The 17,840-nt window shown below is 44.4% G+C and carries 16 protein-coding genes; 14 read left to right on the top strand and 2 right to left on the bottom strand.

The window, feature by feature from the left end:
- Positions 1-547: 547 nt before the first annotated feature.
- Both OH455_RS20230 and OH455_RS20225 read left to right on the top strand, forming a co-directional pair.
- Positions 548-2,107: a methionine--tRNA ligase gene (locus tag OH455_RS20230; RefSeq protein WP_269982615.1), complete on the top strand. Its 1,560-nt coding sequence runs from the start codon at positions 548-550 to the stop codon at positions 2,105-2,107.
- A 412-nt stretch (positions 2,108-2,519) separates the two neighbouring features.
- Complete coding sequence (locus tag OH455_RS20225; protein ID WP_045975770.1) at positions 2,520-3,890, top strand: SPFH domain-containing protein; 1,371 nt, start codon at positions 2,520-2,522, stop codon at positions 3,888-3,890.
- Between the two features lie 77 nt (positions 3,891-3,967).
- Here the strand turns inward: OH455_RS20225 and OH455_RS20220 are convergent, their stop codons facing one another.
- Entirely contained in the window at positions 3,968-4,735 is a 768-nt protein-coding gene (locus tag OH455_RS20220) for an alpha/beta hydrolase family protein (protein WP_269982614.1), read from the bottom strand.
- Positions 4,736-5,156: 421 nt separating this feature from the next.
- Here OH455_RS20220 and OH455_RS20215 point away from each other — a divergent pair, with 421 nt between their 5' ends.
- The 9 genes from OH455_RS20215 (at position 5,157) to OH455_RS20175 (ending at position 14,309) form a co-directional block, all read left to right on the top strand.
- Entirely contained in the window at positions 5,157-5,333 is a 177-nt protein-coding gene (locus OH455_RS20215; RefSeq protein WP_045975772.1) for a hypothetical protein, read from the top strand.
- 161 nt (positions 5,334-5,494) lie between these two features.
- A complete protein-coding gene (locus tag OH455_RS20210) occupies positions 5,495-6,133 on the top strand; it encodes a GTP cyclohydrolase II (protein WP_045975773.1) in 639 nt (212 codons plus the stop codon).
- Positions 6,134-6,300: 167 nt separating this feature from the next.
- Positions 6,301-7,563 (top strand): imelysin family protein, encoded by a 1,263-nt coding sequence (locus OH455_RS20205; protein ID WP_269982613.1) that lies wholly within the window; start codon positions 6,301-6,303, stop codon positions 7,561-7,563.
- Positions 7,564-7,680: 117 nt separating this feature from the next.
- Entirely contained in the window at positions 7,681-9,069 is a 1,389-nt protein-coding gene (locus OH455_RS20200; RefSeq protein ID WP_206371956.1) for a di-heme oxidoreductase family protein, read from the top strand.
- 9 nt (positions 9,070-9,078) lie between these two features.
- A complete protein-coding gene (locus OH455_RS20195; protein WP_269982612.1) occupies positions 9,079-10,110 on the top strand; it encodes an imelysin family protein in 1,032 nt (343 codons plus the stop codon).
- Positions 10,100-11,182, top strand: coding sequence for a DUF1513 domain-containing protein (locus OH455_RS20190; RefSeq protein WP_269982611.1), 1,083 nt, complete (start codon positions 10,100-10,102; stop codon positions 11,180-11,182). The genes OH455_RS20195 and OH455_RS20190 overlap by 11 nt, the downstream gene beginning before the upstream one ends.
- Positions 11,183-11,291: 109 nt before the next feature.
- Entirely contained in the window at positions 11,292-12,845 is a 1,554-nt protein-coding gene (locus tag OH455_RS20185) for a L,D-transpeptidase family protein (protein WP_269982610.1), read from the top strand.
- A 184-nt stretch (positions 12,846-13,029) separates the two neighbouring features.
- Complete coding sequence (locus OH455_RS20180) at positions 13,030-13,569, top strand: YcbK family protein (protein ID WP_045975779.1); 540 nt, start codon at positions 13,030-13,032, stop codon at positions 13,567-13,569.
- Between the two features lie 83 nt (positions 13,570-13,652).
- Positions 13,653-14,309, top strand: coding sequence for an MBL fold metallo-hydrolase (locus OH455_RS20175; RefSeq protein WP_045975780.1), 657 nt, complete (start codon positions 13,653-13,655; stop codon positions 14,307-14,309).
- A gap of 52 nt (positions 14,310-14,361) precedes the next feature.
- Here OH455_RS20175 and OH455_RS20170 read toward each other — a convergent pair whose 3' ends face one another.
- On the bottom strand, positions 14,362-15,039 hold the full coding sequence (locus OH455_RS20170; RefSeq protein ID WP_269982609.1) for a DUF2982 domain-containing protein: 678 nt from the start codon (positions 15,037-15,039) through the stop codon (positions 14,362-14,364).
- Between the two features lie 221 nt (positions 15,040-15,260).
- Between OH455_RS20170 and OH455_RS20165 the strand changes: the two genes are divergently transcribed.
- The 3 genes from OH455_RS20165 to OH455_RS20155 all read left to right on the top strand — a co-directional run bounded on the left by OH455_RS20165 (position 15,261) and on the right by OH455_RS20155 (position 17,835).
- A complete protein-coding gene (locus OH455_RS20165) occupies positions 15,261-15,632 on the top strand; it encodes a hypothetical protein (protein WP_045975782.1) in 372 nt (123 codons plus the stop codon).
- 433 nt (positions 15,633-16,065) lie between these two features.
- Complete coding sequence (locus OH455_RS20160; RefSeq protein ID WP_206371962.1) at positions 16,066-17,157, top strand: TRAP transporter substrate-binding protein; 1,092 nt, start codon at positions 16,066-16,068, stop codon at positions 17,155-17,157.
- Positions 17,158-17,295: 138 nt separating this feature from the next.
- Complete coding sequence (locus OH455_RS20155; RefSeq protein WP_269982608.1) at positions 17,296-17,835, top strand: TRAP transporter small permease subunit; 540 nt, start codon at positions 17,296-17,298, stop codon at positions 17,833-17,835.
- Positions 17,836-17,840: the final 5 nt, after the last annotated feature.

Below are 17,840 nucleotides of genomic sequence, written 5' to 3'. Positions count from 1 at the left end.
TGACGTTATATGTAATTAATGCTAATTAAAGTAGTATATTACTCTTCACGGCTAACACTTTTCCAAGGCATGTTTTCCTCCAAAATCTGTGTTGACCCCAGCCCCTTGAGCTTACACGTACTGAAATCACTACACCTGAACAGGTATGGTTGTGTTTTATTGTTAGCCAGTCACAAAACCGCTCACTGGCAATCAATACCGAGGTGATCAAGGCCAATTCCATTTTGTTGGCTTCGATGTCTCACTGAGTAAGAATTTGCCAGATGCCTTGAAGTTTGAAGAGAAGGAAACGCTTGTTGGATAAAAATCACTCTGATAGAGTGAAGATAAGAACACAAAAACAGTACAACCAATGGCCTATATTTTTGTAACAAATATCATGATGAACATGCCTTCTCAGCGAATGCTGGGAGGGATGGGCTGCGTGTTCTAAATTAACTATTCACTGCATCACCATTCCTGAACATATTGTTGGAAAGGTGGTGCAACTAAGCCGAAATCGAGATCTCTTTCCGACTATTGCAATGGAATCAAAGGAGATTATACGATGAGCTTAAAGCAATCAATTGCCACTAAACCCTCACTATTACCTAAGCAATGTTTTATCACTACTCCTATTTTTTATGCCAATGGCGAGCCACATTTAGGGCATGCGTACTCCGGCATTATCGCTGACATATTTCACCGATTTTCTTTGCTCTTGGGATCGGAAAGTAGGTTAATCACGGGAACGGATGAACATGGGCAGAAAATTGCGCAGACCGCTTTATCCCGACAGCAATCGACACAAGAATTTGTAGACGCAACCTCGAAGACTTTTCAGGCCTTATGGCCGCAGTTGGCAATAGAACCCAATGTGTTTATCCGTACAACAGCAGAAGACCACCAAGCACATATTCAGGATATATGGACAACCTTAGAAAGCCAGAACGATATTTACCTTGGGCAATATTCGGGTGAGTATTGCGTAGCATGTGAACAATATTATCCACCACGAGAGCTCGTCGATAATCGCCTCTGTCCAGTACACAAACAACCCGTCGTTCAGGTCGAAGAACAAACTTATTTATTTCGCTTAGATAAGTACCGCATAGCTTTAATAGAGTACTATCAAACACATCCAAACGTGATTGCGCCGCAACACTTTCAGAACACAATCATAGAGCAATTGAAGTCAGCGCCGCTGGCTGATTTATCAATTTCTCGAATCAACAACAAGTGGGGTATTCAGGTTCCAAGCCATCATCAGCATACTGTATACGTTTGGATTGATGCCTTATTTAGTTACATTACCGCTATACAACGTACAGGTGCGCAAAAGGCTGACATAGCCAATACTCAACACATTCTTGGTAAGGACATTCTGCTTTTCCATGCAGTGTACTGGCCCGCTTTTCTATTGGCTTTAAATCTCCCTCTACCGAAAAAGCTCATTGTGCATGGGTGGTGGACCATTGACGGTGAAAAGATTTCTAAGTCCAACCCTGAGACCACAGTCAACCCTAGTGTCTTTGCAAAGCAGCTAACCACCGATGGACTACGTTATGCTCTGGTACGTCAAAAACCGCTTTATCGAGATGGTAACGTCGTCTTGGATGAATTCGCCGAGCTCATCAACGCAGATTTACTCAACACTCTGGCTAATTTGGTAAAACGGAATCACACTTTAATTGCTAAAGTGTTCGCTGGAAAAATAACTCTCGAAGAGGTCGGTCAACTGGACCTAGAGTGTGCGACATTCGTAGACCAGTTAACACCATGCCTGAAGGACATAGTTAATGCTTATCAAGATGGCGATCTCCACCAAGTAACCAAAGTTATTCTAGCGCTACTAGCGGAGTTGAACGGTTTTTTCCACCATCGTGCCCCGTGGCTTGTCCGCAAAGGGCAACCAGCGCATAAATCGAAGCAGACCTGTTTAGTGGTCACCAACTTTATACGCGAGTTAGCATGGTTATCGTCACCTATAATCCCCAAACTGAGCCAACGAATTATCGCTGAGTTGGGTGAGCAGCCATGCTCGGTATTGAGGCAGGGGAGGTTGGTTTTTGAAGGAGTAGCCGTTAAATCTGCGAATAGCCACTGGCAGCGAGTTGAGATTGCTTAATTATTTATTAATTGCCCGATAACAAAGGGCAATTCTTTTATAGTTCAATAAATAGCTCGGAGTCTTGCTTAATAAAAATGCCATAAATTTATATAATCGACAGCCATAAAGATGATTAATAATATGAAATTTTTTTCGTTTGTTTTTATTTTAATGTGCATTAAACACAATTCGATAAATTTAAACATTATTTATCGGATTAAATTTAAGTTTCAATTGGAATACATGTTTCGGTTAAGTACCATGCAGATTAAGGGGTTGTCTTGGCTTAGATAAAGTTGTTGGAACAAAATGCCAGTCTATTCAAACACAATGCCTATCAGATTAGTTACTTTGCTTAGTGTGTGAAGAATATCGAATAGATATAATAAACGTTTAAATTTGTAACAAATATTTAGAACGGGAATAAACAGTGGAAGAAAGACGTCAGTTATTACGTAAAGGATTGAAAGCAGCCATATTTGGTATACCGCTGCTAGCAATAGGCTTAACAATTAATAGTTCAGTTCTGATGACCGATGCTGGTTATAGTTATGTGCATCAGAACAACCTCACCGGTGAGTTGGATGTGTTCACTGAGCCTGGTATTCATTTTCGGATGCCGTTTCTATCCAAAATCACCAGATACGACCAATTGGTCACGGTGTCATTTGGTAACAACAAAGGCGAAGACTTTTATCAACGTCTTGATTCGGTTCAGGTTCGCTTCGCTGATACCTATATCGGTGAGATACCCGTTACCTTCCGTTTTAAGCTCAGCAATGATCCTGAATCTGTCAAAAAAATGCACCGAGAGTTTCGCAACAACAACAATCTGATTGATGCACTGTTGGTAAAAAATGCGCGTAACGTGACTGTGATTACGGCCACTCAATATACGGGTGAAGAGTTTTTCCAAGGCGGTTTAAACCAGTTCAAATCTAAATTGGGTGACCAGCTACGTGAAGGTATTTACTTGACTGAACGTCGTCAGGTAGAAGTAGAACAGTTAGATCTTGCTCCTGTTGGCATCGATCAGTCAAACGCGAACCAACTGCAACGGACTAACCAACTGGTTTGGAAGACGGTGCCTGTCTCCGATGATACGGGTCGCCCAATCCGTCAGGATAACCCATTACAACAATATGGTATCCAAGTGACGCAGGTGACTATCGGTGATCCGCAGCCTGAAAAGCAACTTGATCAACTACTGGCAGACAAAAAGCGCTTAGTTGCCGATCGCATCCGTGCTATTCAGGAACAAGAAACCTCGAAGGCGCAAGCAGAGACCGAGCAGTTGCGTAAAGAGATCCAGCGTACTCGTGAAGTCCAAGATGCTCAGCGTCGTAAAGAGCTTGCGATCATCGCACAGCAAAAAGAGGTTGAAGTGGCGAGGCAGATTGCAGAGCGTGAAATTGTTGAAGTAGAGAAAACCAAGCGACTCGCTGAGGTAGAAAAAGAGAAGGAGCTAGCAATAGCAGAAGCTAACCTAGCGATTCAAAAAGCCAATGCGTTGTCTGCAGAATTTGAAGCGAAAGCCATTCGTGAAAAAGGTCGTGCAGAAGCGGACGTGCTAAAAGCAAAATACTCAGCACTGGGTGCAAACCGAGAAGTCTACTTAGCAGAGTTGAACCGCGATGTGGCCAATTCTCTGTACAAGAATTTGCAAAACTTCCAAGTGCAGATGCCACAAAACTACATCGGCGGTGGTGCAGAAGCTGGCCTGAAAACCAACCTTGATGTGATTACTGGATTTGGTGCTCTTGGCTTAATGGAACAAACCAAAAAAGTCGCACAACAATAAGGCGGTATGAGCTTAACGCTCTGAATGCCGTTTCAAAACAATCGAAAGGCTGATACTTGGTATCAGCCTTTTTTAGCTCACAAGTTTTTCTTTAACCATTTAATCGTATGATCACGCATATGGTTAGAAAAGTAATGCGATTCATCAGCTAATTTGAACTCAATTTCAGTATTATTGTTAGCGTACCTAGTTTTCAATTTTTCATAAAAATTCTGAGCGAAGTTGGCAGGAACCCAATCATCTTTCGCGCCATTTATGATTAACATAGGGCGATGTTCATTTTCTATGAGGTACAAACAAGGATCAATGTCTGCCATATACTGGATAGCTAGCTTCTCATCATCACCAAGGGGCTTTTTAACGGAATCGGTTTCTAAGGCAAATTTTTCCAAACCGACAAAATCAGGAGATCCAAGAACGGGCACTGCAACTTTAATCCGTTTGTTTTGGGCCAAAGAATAAAAGGTGGACATTGCCCCCATAGAGATCCCCACAACCGCAATCCTTGAGGGATCAATCCGACTATCTTCTTGATAGTGTTCAATGAGGGTATGGATATCATCTGAATTCTGCTTGATCACACCCACCATTCTTTTACTAAAGTCCGAATGAGTAGTCACGTTTTGAGCATTACCATCATCTCTTTCGCCGTGTTTATCCGCATCGAAACAGATAACAGAGTAACCCTGTAGGGCTAAGTTTAAAGCCAGATTAGAACCCTCATATTTGTCGTTATTCCACCCATGACAGATGATGACCAAAGGATTATTTACCGACTCCTTTTGAGCGTAAAGAAGATATACAATCTCACCTATATGACTTTTTTCGACTAGAACATCTTGCATTAAAGTTCCTTCTATCTAGACCAGTCGTTTCTAAACATGATTAACCATCAGACTGCAGAAAATCGCTAACCGCCTTTATCTAGACCGCTGGCATCAGAATGGACACCATTGCAGCAACCACGTTCTAGCTCTTGGATATTGTCTGCTCTTAACTACAATGAAAGCGATGGCATCAGTACTCTAGTTACAAATTAGCCTGACGACAATGATCTTTTTCATGGTGCGCAATGCTGCTAAAAGATCAAATTTGATCAAGCAATTTATTGAATTGTAAAGGCTATATCCATACATAAAATGTGATTTATTGCTCAAAAACACTTCATGTCATTGCGCAATCTATGTAATTTGCTATCATTTTTGAGAAAAAAGGTTTAATTGGTCATTTTTTGCTGGTTTTTAGAGAGAAACTTAGGAAACAGTAGTGGATACAAACATATCTCAGTTACGCAAAGATTTTTACGCTCAAATAAGTGCGCTGCAAGCTTATTCTTTGCCACAAACTAAACCCACACTCTCTCTATTGACTGAGGAAGAGCTTGAAGTGCTTGAGGCACTTTGGATAGAGCTCTCCATGTGGAAGAAAAAACATAACCACTAGTCTTACTATTCGTCTATTTTCATAATCGACCTCGCGAATGCAATTCGACGAGGTTTTTTATTGTCTCAAAATTAAAATGTTATATTATAACAAAAAGGTGATCTGACCATTGATTTATAGACTATCAGTCCCCATAGTTAGTCACATAAGAGATTTCTAAAATGATAGAAATAGAAGATAGTAAGATTCAAGTGAGTAGGGATATGGCGCAAGTTAGAGCCAGAGTAGATTTTAAAGTCGGTAAAAACAGTGATATAGAAGCAGAGCTTCTCTCTTTCAAAGGACTCAAGACCGACAAAGAGCATGTAGCGGTTATTTTCAAACAAGCCGATAAGACTCAGTCCAGCCCCTTAGTTCGCTTACACTCAGAATGCCTGACAGGCGATGTGTTCCACTCTTCGCGATGTGATTGTGGTGAGCAACTAGATGAAACCATTAACAAAATGGCTCAATCCGGTGGCATTATTCTGTATTTGCGTCAGGAAGGTCGAGGCATCGGCCTGTATAATAAGATTGATGCATACAAGCTGCAAAGCGAAGGGATGAACACTTATGAAGCGAATAATCATCTTGGTTTTGGCGATGATCTGCGTGACTTCACTGAAGCGGCGCAGATGCTCAAGGCGTTAAACGTCGATAAAATTCGTTTGATTACCAACAACCCGAAAAAAATTCGTGAATTGAAAGCGCATGGTGTTGAAATTGAAGATACTGTCAATACCTCGGCACATATTAAAGACGGAAACGAAGGCTACCTGCAAGCTAAGGTATCTCACGGTAAGCACGACCTTAAGCTGTAACCTGTTGAATAATCTATTTTGATAAAAGCCTCACTTTCGTGAGGCTTTTTTGTATATCTCTTGCAAAAAAAATGTAAGTTTGTATTATTTGCGGCTATGAGTGCAAATGAGAATAATTAGCACTTATGATGCAGAATAATTATTAAGCTCAACAAGGATGCTTTTCAATGAATGTAAAATCACTTTTAGCGTGCTCGGTAGCAACTTCGTTTGCTATTGCGAGCAGCTCTGCGTTTGCTGTAAACGTGACAAAGGAGCAAGTCGTCGAGCACTACGCGGATGTAGCTCACGCTGTATTTGCTGATGCCCTAACGACAGCTAAGACACTAGACCAATCTATCGAATCTTTCCTTGCCGCTCCTTCCGCTGCGAAACTTGCTGAAGTAAAACAAGCTTGGATCGACTCTCGCGTACCATACCAACAGTCTGAAGTATTCCGTTTTGGTAACGCGATCGTTGACGATTGGGAAGGTCAGCTAAACGCTTGGCCACTTGACGAAGGGTTGATCGACTACGTTGCAGCAGACTATCAATACGAGCTTGGTAACGAAGGCGCTAGTGCAAATATCGTTGCCAACCAAAAACTGACAATTGGTGCTAGTCAACTTGATGTGGCCCAACTGACGCCAGAAGCGATCGCTGATCTAAACGAAGTGGGTGGCTCTGAAGCTAACGTTGCATCAGGTTATCACGCGATTGAATTCCTACTATGGGGTCAAGACCTAAACGGCACTAACGCAGGTGCTGGTGAGCGTGCTTATACTGACTTTGTTGTTGGTAAAGGTTGTACTAATGGCAACTGTGACCGTCGTGGTGAGTATCTAAAAGCCGCTGCTGATCTACTTGTTCAAGATCTAGAGTGGATGGAGAAACAGTGGTCTTCAGATGCAAAAGGTAACTACCGTGAAGAACTTCTGAACGATTCTGCGGACAACGGCCTACGTAAAATGCTATTCGGTATGGGCTCTCTGTCGCTAGGTGAGCTTGCGGGTGAGCGTATGAAAGTCGCTCTAGAAGCCAACTCGACGGAAGATGAGCACGATTGTTTCTCTGACAACACGCACAACTCTCACTACTACAACGAGCAGGGTATCTATAACGTATACACTGGTCTGTACAAACGTGAAGACGGTACGCTTCTATCTGGTCCAAGCATCGCAGACCTCGTGGCTCAGAAAGACAAAACAGCCGCGAAGGAAATCCAAAACCAGTTTGATACAACGCGTTCTCAAGTTGGCCAACTGGTGACTTCGGCAGAGAAGAAAGGTCAGTACTTTGACCAGCTAATTGCCGCGGGTAATGCACAAGGTAACGCCCTAGTAAACGAGACAATCATGTCTCTAGTTGCTCAGACTGCGTCTATTGAACGTGCGGCGAAAATTGTTGGTATCAGCAGCCTGAACCCAGACACAGCTGACCACGAATTCTAAAAAACAATTAATTAATTTTAAGGGCTCTTAGTGAGCCCTTTTGCTGTTTCTATAACCCCACTTTTAATGAGAATATTTCTTAATAAAGTGTTGGTGTTTTGCCCGAGAACTATTGGTATGAAGTCGTATAAAAAGTCCTTATTGGCCTCTGTGATGATGCTCAGTGCATCTGTTTCCGCGTATGAAGTGAAATCAGGTGGAGGCACGGCAGTGAAGAAAGAAGGTGCCAACGCATTTTCTTTACCTGCTGGAAATCTTCCAATGACCAAGCGTCTGGATTTCAGTGTAGGTAACAGTTTTTTCCGCAATCCTTGGGTGCAAGCCCCTGCTTCGACGGATGCTCGTGATGGTTTGGGGCCTTTATTCAATACCAATGGTTGTCAAAATTGTCACATCAAAGATGGTCGGGGACATCCACCGGAAGAGAATGATATTCATGCGGTCTCTATGTTGGTTCGTTTGAGCATTCCTGCGATGACGCCCGAGCAGAAAAAAGCCTTCATCAAAGACGGAGTGATCCCTGAACCCACGTATGGCGGTCAACTTCAAGACTTCTCACTTCAGGATCAAACTCCAGAAGGGCAGATCAATATCACTTATTCAGACGTACCAGTGACATTTGCTGACGGAACAAAAGTCGTATTACGTAAGCCAAAGCTCAAAATTACTGATCTGGGTTATGGAGAGATGCATCCAGAGACTCAATTTTCGGCGCGCATCGCTCCACCAATGATTGGTCTAGGTTTATTAGAGAGTATTGCCGATGAAACGCTACAAGCTTGGGCGGATGAAAATGATGCCAATGGCGATGGTATTTCTGGCAAAGCCAATAAAGTATGGGATGTACAGAAGAATGATTTCGCCATTGGTCGCTTTGGCTGGAAGTCTGGGCAACCTACGCTGATGCAACAAAATGCTGCGGCTTTCAACGGTGATGTCGGCCTAACCAGCAACCTGTTCCCCAATGAGAACTGCACGTCAAAGCAATCGATTTGTGCTGAATTGCCAAACGGTGGAGACCCAGAAGTCAGCGACAACATTCTTGATTTCGTTGAGTTCTATTCTCAGCACTTAGCCGTACCGATTCGTCGTAATATTAATGATCCGCAAGTTAAGCTCGGTCAGCGTTTATTTGCCAAAGCAGGTTGTGATAGCTGCCATAAGAGCGAAGTGAGAACCATGACAAGAGAAGGTTTACCGGCTCTGTCGAATCAGAAAATTCATCCCTACACCGATCTGCTGCTTCATGATATGGGTGAGGGGTTAGCAGACAACAGGCCAGAGTATTTGGCGAATGGACGTGAGTGGCGAACTGCGCCATTATGGGGTATCGGTTATACAGAAGAAGTGAACGGCCATACCTATTTCCTTCATGATGGCCGAGCACGTAACCTGATGGAAGCGGTGTTGTGGCATGGCGGTGAAGCTGAGCCGGCGAAACAAACCGTTCTCAAGTTCAATCAAAAAGAGCGCGATGCATTGATCGCTTTCTTGAATTCATTGTAAGGAATCACGATGAAGATCTTTTCTTTATCAGCAATGGCTGCCTCGATGATGCTACTGGCGGGTTGTCAGTCAACTACCAGCCCAACGCCTATTGCCCAAAAAACTTCTCATCCTAGTCAGGGCGTTTACCAAGTAGAGTTTGCAGCCGCGCATACTTTCTCAAATCAAGCTGACAAACTGGCCGACCTAATGGCCGTTTATTGTGCAGACCAAACAAAACTGCCGTCACTCAAATCGCAATGGCATCAAACCATGATGGCTTGGATGGCACTGCAAGGTCAGGAAAGAGGGCCTGAAAAAGCCCTTGAGCAAAGCTGGAATATACAGTTCTGGCCAGACAAGAAAAACACCACGGGTCGCAAAATGGCCGCTCTTACCGGCCAAGATCAAGCCTGGACGCAAGAGCAGATTTCGCAGCAGAGCGTAACGGTCCAAGGCCTAGGCTCGGTGGAATGGCTGTTGTATGATCAAGCCTCTTCTTTGAGCTCATCACACACTGTCTGCCAAACTGGTATTGCGATCACTGAAAACATTGCTCTCAATGCTCAGAGCATTGCCACGGCATGGCAGACGAACCCTTGGGTTGAACTGGACGAAAAAGCATGGACGTCTGAATACATTTCTCTGCTGTCTAATCAACTTGAATACAGTATGAAAAAACTCAGCCGTCCTTTGGCTAACTTTGGTAAACCAAGACCATATTTTGCCGAGTCTTGGCGCTCAGAAACGTCAATGCTTAACCTCAAGGCTAACATTGTGGGGATGCAGGCCTTGTACCTAGCAGAAGGCGATGGGCTGGATGCGTTGCTACGCAAGCGCGGGAAAGTGCAGCTCGCTGACAGCATCACCCAACAGTTTGATACCGCCTTAGTCACATGGCCAACCAATGAAAGCTTGTTTGAAATGTTGCAGACAAAGGAGGGGTATCGTAAAGCCTACGCTCAATATAATAAGTTGGAGCAGTTGAAGTACCTTATCCACGAAGAAGTGGCGATTGAGCTTGGTGTTGTAATAGGGTTTAACGCAACTGATGGTGACTGATAACACAAGAAGAACTCTCCTCAAAGCAGCGCTGTTTGGCGCTGCTGCGCCTTTGCTACCTTTAGGTTGTGCAAGCACGTCAGAGAGAGTGGGCCAGCCATCACTTATAGGTTGTTCTTTATATGGGCGAGACAAATACTCGGTTGTGGTCGCGGATGAGTTTGGTTATCCGATAAGACAGGTACCTCTTCCGGCAAGGGGGCACGGCGTTGCGACAAACTCGCAACTCAACCATGCGGTGGCGTTTGCTCGTCGGCCTGGTACGTTCTTCGTGGTATTTGACTACTTGACTGGTGAAGTGATCAAATCTTCTGCTGCCAGTTCAAATCGCCATTATTACGGTCATGGCGTGTACTCAAACGACGGAAAGTGGCTGTACGCAACGGAGGGAGAACGTGGCACCAGTCGAGGCATTATTGGCGTTTATGATGTACTGGCTGGATATGACAAGGTCGCAGAGTTTACTCACTTTGGCCTTGGCCCTCATGAAGTGATTGCTATGCCAGATGGTTCACTGGCCATTGGTGTTGGCGGTGTGCATACCAATGGCAGACAACCGCTCAATATAGCGACCATGAAACCTAGCCTGAGCTATTTGGACTCCAACGGTGAGCTAACGGAACAGGTGTCTTTACCCGATCACCATTTGAGTATTCGACATCTCGCGCATGACGGCGACAAAACTGTGCTATGTGGTCAGCAGTATCGTGGTGAGCCGGACGAATACCCCTCTCTTTTAGCCATGCATACCCAAGGTGGTCAAATGATCCCACTAGAAGCGGAGCCAGAACAATGGGCAAGATTCAATCATTACATTGCGAGTATAGCGGCAACTGAAGAGTGGATCTTAGCGACATCACCTCGCGGAAACTGCTACGGAATCTGGTCTAAACAAACCGGAAAAATGGTCGAATTGGCTTCTTTGCCAGACGCTTCTGGTGTCGTTGTGCAAAACGGCTTTTTCCGAGTGAGTTCGGGGGCTGGCGGCGTGGTCACTCAATATTCACCACAAGAGAAGAAGAAAAATCAATCGGGAATTCAATGGGATAACCACTGGTCTATGATTTCTTAGCCTACTGCATTGTAAAGCTTGGGAAAATTAATATTCTCATCAACATTTCATCCTAGCCTCTTATTTCTCTGCCATACTTTGATCTCGGGCGATTAGAGTGGAGAGTAAGATGGCTAGACTTAACCCCCTTCTATTACTGCTGATCATGATTCCTCTACCGACTTGGGCCAGTAGCTACTTTGAGCGTATTGGTTGGTTGGAGACAGACAGTCACGTCCTTCGAGTGCTGCAATACTCTCAAGATGTTGAACAAGTTTATCAGGGCAATAACAATCAGTTGATCTGGTTTGATCTACAACAAAGTTCTCGCCTTGAATTCCAACTCGAAATCATCGCTAGTGCGGGATTCAGCCCACTGTTTGCTCGTCAGTTGAGGTACCTTGAGTACTATCGGAAAAGTAATCGCTGGCATGAATATGACCTTCTCGCAACGGACACTTTGCTGCTTTACATTAGCTACGCTGAGCAAGCCAGAGTGCTCGGCTACTATTGGTTTTTCGAATCCAAGCTCTACAAACCGTTACCAAGGTTGAATCAGTCTGATTTGATTGCGGTTTCCGTTGCCGTTGAGTATCAGCAGCTCAGCGAACTCATCGAAGTTTATACCCCTGACAGTGACGACTATCAGAAGCTCATTGACAGCTATTTGCATGTGGTCAAGTTTGAAGAGCTGAATCTTCCTAAATATAAACAGCAAGGGTTAAGGCAAGTAGGAGACACTCTTAAAAATAGAGAGGTATTGTTAGTCAGAATGGAAATGGTGGACGTCGACCTTTCTAATGTTAGGCGAGATATTGATTGGTATGATGTGACATTGGAAGCGGCGGTCAGGCAGTTTCAGCAGCTCCATGGCTTAACGCAAGACGGGGTGATTGGCCCTGACACGATTCGGTGGTTAAACACTACCCCAACTAAGCGGCTGTCTATCTTAGCTCTCAATGCAGAGCGGAGCCGATTGTGGCCCATCGAACATGACACCATCATAGTCGTGAATGTGCCGGGTTTTGAAATGAAATACTGGTATTCAGGTCAGGAGGTGTTTGAATCTAAGGTGGTGGTTGGACGAAGAGCGAGACCCACGCCTATGATGACCATCAACTTAGACTCGCTCATTCTCAATCCGACATGGAATGTTCCTTGGAAAATCATGGTTGAAGACATCATTCCCAAAGTAAAAGAGGACCCGGAGTATTTGATCAGACAGAATATTACGATTGTGCCTAAGTGGGGCTCAAAAGAGCAGATCAACCCGGAAGATATTGATTGGCCTAATATGCGGCCGAGTGCGTTTCCCTATCGGATGACGCAGCTATCAGGCGATAAAAATGCCTTGGGTTTGTACAAGTTTAACACACCAAACCGGCGTGCTATCTTCCTCCATGATACACCGAGTAAAAACTTGTTTGATGAAGCAAGTCGAGCGTTCAGCTCGGGCTGTATTCGTATCGAACACGCCGATCAATTTGCTTCTCTTCTTCTAGAGAGTCAGGGGCTGGATATGTCGACCTTAGAACAAGGGGAGATCGCCGCAAACAAAGCGATTCCGCTCAAACAGCAAGTCCCAGTGCATATCATTTATCAGACGGCATGGTCAGAAGGCGGCAAGGTCCATTACCGGGAAGATATTTACCGTTGGGATCGGTTTAGTTACGGCAAAGGGTGATTCTGAACAAAAAATAATATTTTCTCACAACAATGTTTTTTATTAATAAGGTCAAGCATTAAGCAAAAATCTACGCTCAAATCCTTTGAATGAGCACGGTTTATGCATTTGCACTTCATATTAGAGTTAGGTAGTGTCCCCGTCCGACACCTTTCCATTAACGATTTTATGAAGGCTTTTTCCTGTGGATTTTTCTCGTAGAGACTTTATCAAATTAGCTGGTAGTGGTTTAGTAGTAGCCAGCTGTACCCCCTCTGTCGCGTTTGCTTCTCTTCCGGACCAACCTAGAGCATTGGCATTTAACAACCTTCACACAGGAGAGGCGTTGGAATCGTGTTACTTTGACGGTCGAGATTATGTAGCGAATGAACTGGGTCGTATTGACAATATTTGTCGCGATTTCCGCCGTAATGAAGTTCACAAGATGGACAAGTTCCTCTTCGACCAGATCTCCTTGATTCAATCTCAACTGGGGGTGGATGCAGAAGTGCAGATCATTTCAGGCTACCGTTCTCCAAAGACTAACGAAGTACTGCGTGCTAAGTCGAGTGGGGTGGCCAAGAAGAGCTACCATATGCTGGGACAGGCGATAGACTTTCGGCTCGAAGGTGTAGATCTGAAAAAGGTCCGTGATGCCGCTATTGAACTTCAAGCGGGAGGCGTCGGCTATTATCCGAGAAGTCACTTTGTTCACATTGATACCGGACCAGTTCGTCGCTGGTAGACGAGATTGTGTAACACAAGGTTGTCAAAAACCTTACCAAATGTCATAGTTTCGCCAGTTTAGATATTCAGTAAGGTTTCAATATGTCTCTGAAGTACCAAGTGGTGCCCGTCACTTCTTTTTCACAAAATTGCTCCATCGTGTGGTGTGACGAAACTATGGAAGGTGTCGTGGTCGATCCAGGTGGTGATGTAAAACAACTGGCCGCTCTGATCAAAGAGCTGGGTATTAAAGTCACCAACTTGGTACTAACCCATGGCCATTTGGATCATGTTGGCGGCACTGAGTCTTTGTCTGCTGAGTTGGGTGGCATTGAAATTGTTGGACCACACAAAGATGATAACTTCTGGCTTCAGGGTCTGGCTGGGCAGAGTCAGATGTTTGGCTTTCCACTCACTGAAGCGTTCGAGCCGCAAAAATGGTTGAATGATGGTGATACGGTAGAGTTTGGTAAGCAAGTCTTTAATGTCTACCACACCCCAGGGCATACGCCGGGTCACGTGGTGCTGTTCAGTGAAGAAGCGAAACTGGCCTTTGTTGGTGACGTTTTGTTTAATGGATCGGTTGGGCGTACTGATTTTCCTAAGGGGGATTTCGACACCTTGATACATTCAATCAAAACCAAACTTTGGCCGCTTGGCAATGATGTTCGATTTGTGCCAGGCCATGGCCCTGAATCCACTTTTGGCAGAGAGCGCGCATCCAATCCATTTGTGGCCGATGAAATGCCGCTTTATTAACCACTGAAAAGGTCGCCTAACGCGACCTTTTCTTATACTGTCTTCCATTCTATTATTGGTGTTCTTCTTCAGGCTCTGCAGCGGCAAGATAGCGTCTCGCTAGCCCGACAAATTCTTCGGCAGAACGGTCTAGGTCATGTGCAGAAATGAAGATATCATAATCAAAGTAACTTCTCTGATAGCGCATTCTGTTGGCCAACATTGCTTGCAACCCTGAATACTGTTCGCCTTGCGTGTTGGTATAGGGTTTAGAGTCCAATACTATGTCCTCAAATTGGGTGCCTTGTTGCCTCTGCTTAGCGCCAAGATACAGCAAGGCTCTTTGACTAAGCAGGATCTCAGTGGTGATTCGTGGGCAAATGCTATCAAGATAGGGTGAATAGTGTTTGAGTTTAATGCCGATCCAAGGCAGAGGTTGTTGCCAACCTTCCTGATCGTAATGGCAAATGCCAATTTTGCTGACATTGCTCCACTTAACAACCCAGCCCCCTTTGAATAAGTGCTGTTGGAAATGAGTGGCAGTCAGGGTATAGGCGACCTTGCTCTTGAGAATCGTCAGATAGCCAAAACCGAGCAATGACAAAATGGTGATTAGAGTTAACACCGCTTGCTGAAAGTCAGCTGAAAACATCACGATTGAAATCAGTACAATGGATGCAATAGTCGCAACCAGTTTTGCGATCGGTGACGAGAGCCGAATCGGTTGATTAGTGAGATGTAAAGTCTGCATTTACGACTCCCTGACGATGACCTAAACCTCTGTTTATATATTCAGTAGTTATGAAAAGGATCATAATAGGTACTGATTAAATTGTAGTCTGATGACAGCATATCACGCATTTTTGCTCGATAAAGCCCCTCGTACCCTGTAAATAGCTGCAAATTTTTGGTATAAATCGCGCTTCAAATTTTCACCACTGCTCCGTATGCAGTGAAATGGAGAGAAACTCGATGAGACTTGCTCATAAGCGTAAAGTGCAGATGAAATTGCAAAAACGCGTCAAGGCAACAGTTGCAAATGTAGAAGCAACAAAGAAAGCTAAGCCTGTAGTTGAGAAAAAAGTAGCTGTAGCACCAGCAGCGGAGAAAGTTGTCACGGCTAAAGAAGTTAGCGTTGCACTGACTCCTAAGCAGCAACAAGTATTAGATATTGTTGTTGCAAATGCAGAAGGCATTAACCCGAAAGGCATCGGCCTTGCAGCAGGTCAAGAAGAAGCAAAAGCGGCTTCATGGGCGACGGGCGCGCTGAAAAAACTACTAGAAGAAAACCTAGTGGCAAAAGAGCAGTTAGCAGGCAATAAAGTTATCTACAAAGCCGTTTAATCGATCCTGTTAGCGACTTCTTTTCAACGACAGTCGACTCTGCCGTTTGAATAAATTAGAAAAACCTCGACGTTATGTCGGGGTTTTTCTCGTTTAAGGACTGAGAGGAACTTATTTACCGTCACATCTATCAATATTTAATATTTGTCACAATTATAAAATCTTTCTCCGTATCCACACGCCGCATTGTTCCCTACGTATTATTCAATAAATCGTGACGATTAAATAAATCATAACTCTATGATTAAAAGAGACTTAAAACATGTTTACCATTTTTCCTACGTATAAATACGTACTTTTTAAATGGTGGCAGGTTTGAGTTTGTTAATTTTTATCCGTGTTCGCGCTGATTTCCAATTCGCCGTAGATAAACCACTCTGTAATGGAACAGAAAGTAATTGGAAAGTTACTGAATCTAACAAAGGACGTGAACATGAGTCTCATCAGACAATCTTTGAAACGAGTACTAAAAGGTACAGCGATGGCGGCTGCACTTGCCGTTGCTGCGACATCCGTTAGCGCGGCTGAAAAGGTATACCGCCTTAAATTGGCGGAAACTTGGGGGCCGAACTTCCCAATTTTTGGTGATGCCACCAAAAACATGGCGAAGATGGCTGAAGAAATGTCGAATGGTCGCCTGCAGATTCGTATCGATTCTGCAAACAAACATAAGGCCCCGCTTGGTGTGTTTGATATGGTCAAATCCGGTCAGTACGACATGGGGCACTCCGCGTCCTACTACTGGAAAGGGAAAGTGCCGAACACACTTTACTTCACGTCAATGCCATTCGGTATGCTACCAACAGAACAATATGCATGGTTCTACTACGGTGGCGGAATGGAACTGATGGAAAAAGTCTATTCTCCGCATAACATGATGTCGTTCCCGGGTGGTAATACTGATACACAGATGGGGGGATGGTTTCAGAAAGAGATCAACTCTGTCGAAGACTTAAAAGGTCTGAAAATGCGTATTCCTGGTTTTGCAGGTGAGATTCTGGCAGAGCTGGGGGCTAAACCAACCAATATAGCACCAGGTGAGCTTTACACTTCGCTTGAACGCCGCACTATCGATGCCCTTGAGTGGGTAGGTCCATCACTTGATCTACGCATGGGTTTCCACAAAATCGCGCCTTACTACTACACAGGTTGGCATGAGCCAGGGACTGAGCTGCAATTCCTCGTCAATAAACGCAGCTGGGATCGCTTACCTGATGATCTGAAAGCGATTCTTCAGGTGGCAATGAAGACAGCCGCTTACGATATGTACACTCAGTCTAAACATGAAAGTGGTAAAAACTGGGCCTCAATTCAGTCTGAGTACCCGAATGTTCAGGTCAAAAATTTCCCCACTGAAGTCATGAGTGCACTGCGTGAAGCAAACGATCGTTTGCTTAAAGAACATGCCGCAAAAGACGAGATGGCGAAAGAGATCCAAGCGTCTCAAGCCGCTTACATTGAACAGGTGCGACCTTGGTCTGACATCTCTCACCGTGCTTACCTCAACAGCCAGGCACAGCAATAGTCTTAGCAACGGGTTGCCAGTTTGATGTCACTGGCAACAAAAAGCCCAAGAAAACGCTCTCACAGTGTGAAGAGCCCATAACAAAACTCCGCAGGTTTCGGCCCAGCGGAGTCATTTCAACGTTCCATGGAGTAGGGAATGAGAAATCTAATCTATATAGAGCGTATTTTTAATCGCTTCGGTGATTTCCTAGGATGGTTATCCAGTATTCTGTTTATCCTGTTGCTTGCCAACGTTGTATACGATGTGGTGATGCGCTACGTATTCAATGATGTTTCCATTGCGTTTCAGGAAATGGAGTGGCACTTATTTTCTGCCGTATTCCTACTGGGTGTTCCTTATGCCATAAAATCAGGGGGGCACGTCAGAGTTGACCTGTTTTACGAGCGCCTGTCCCATCGAGCGCAGGCGATCATAGATATCATTGGTACCTTGGTTTTTCTTTTCCCGTTTTGTTTGCTGGTGGCTTGGTATGGCATTGACTTCGCTAAAGAAAGTTTCGCTCTAGGTGAAACTTCCGGTGATCCGGGTGGCTTGCCATACCGTTGGATTATCAAGGCTATGATCCCTCTGTCATTTTTGTTGATGGCTATCAGCGGCGTTGGTTTACTGGTCCATTCACTAAACAAGATTTTTAATCCGCATTTGGTTTACGCCAACTCAACAGAACAAAAGTAAGGAAA

This window comes from Vibrio sp. T11.5, from assembly GCF_027587155.1.
GTDB lineage: Bacteria > Pseudomonadota > Gammaproteobacteria > Enterobacterales > Vibrionaceae > Vibrio > Vibrio neptunius.
Note: the sequence above shows the minus strand (reverse complement) of the source record. Positions and strands in the feature narration are given on the sequence as shown.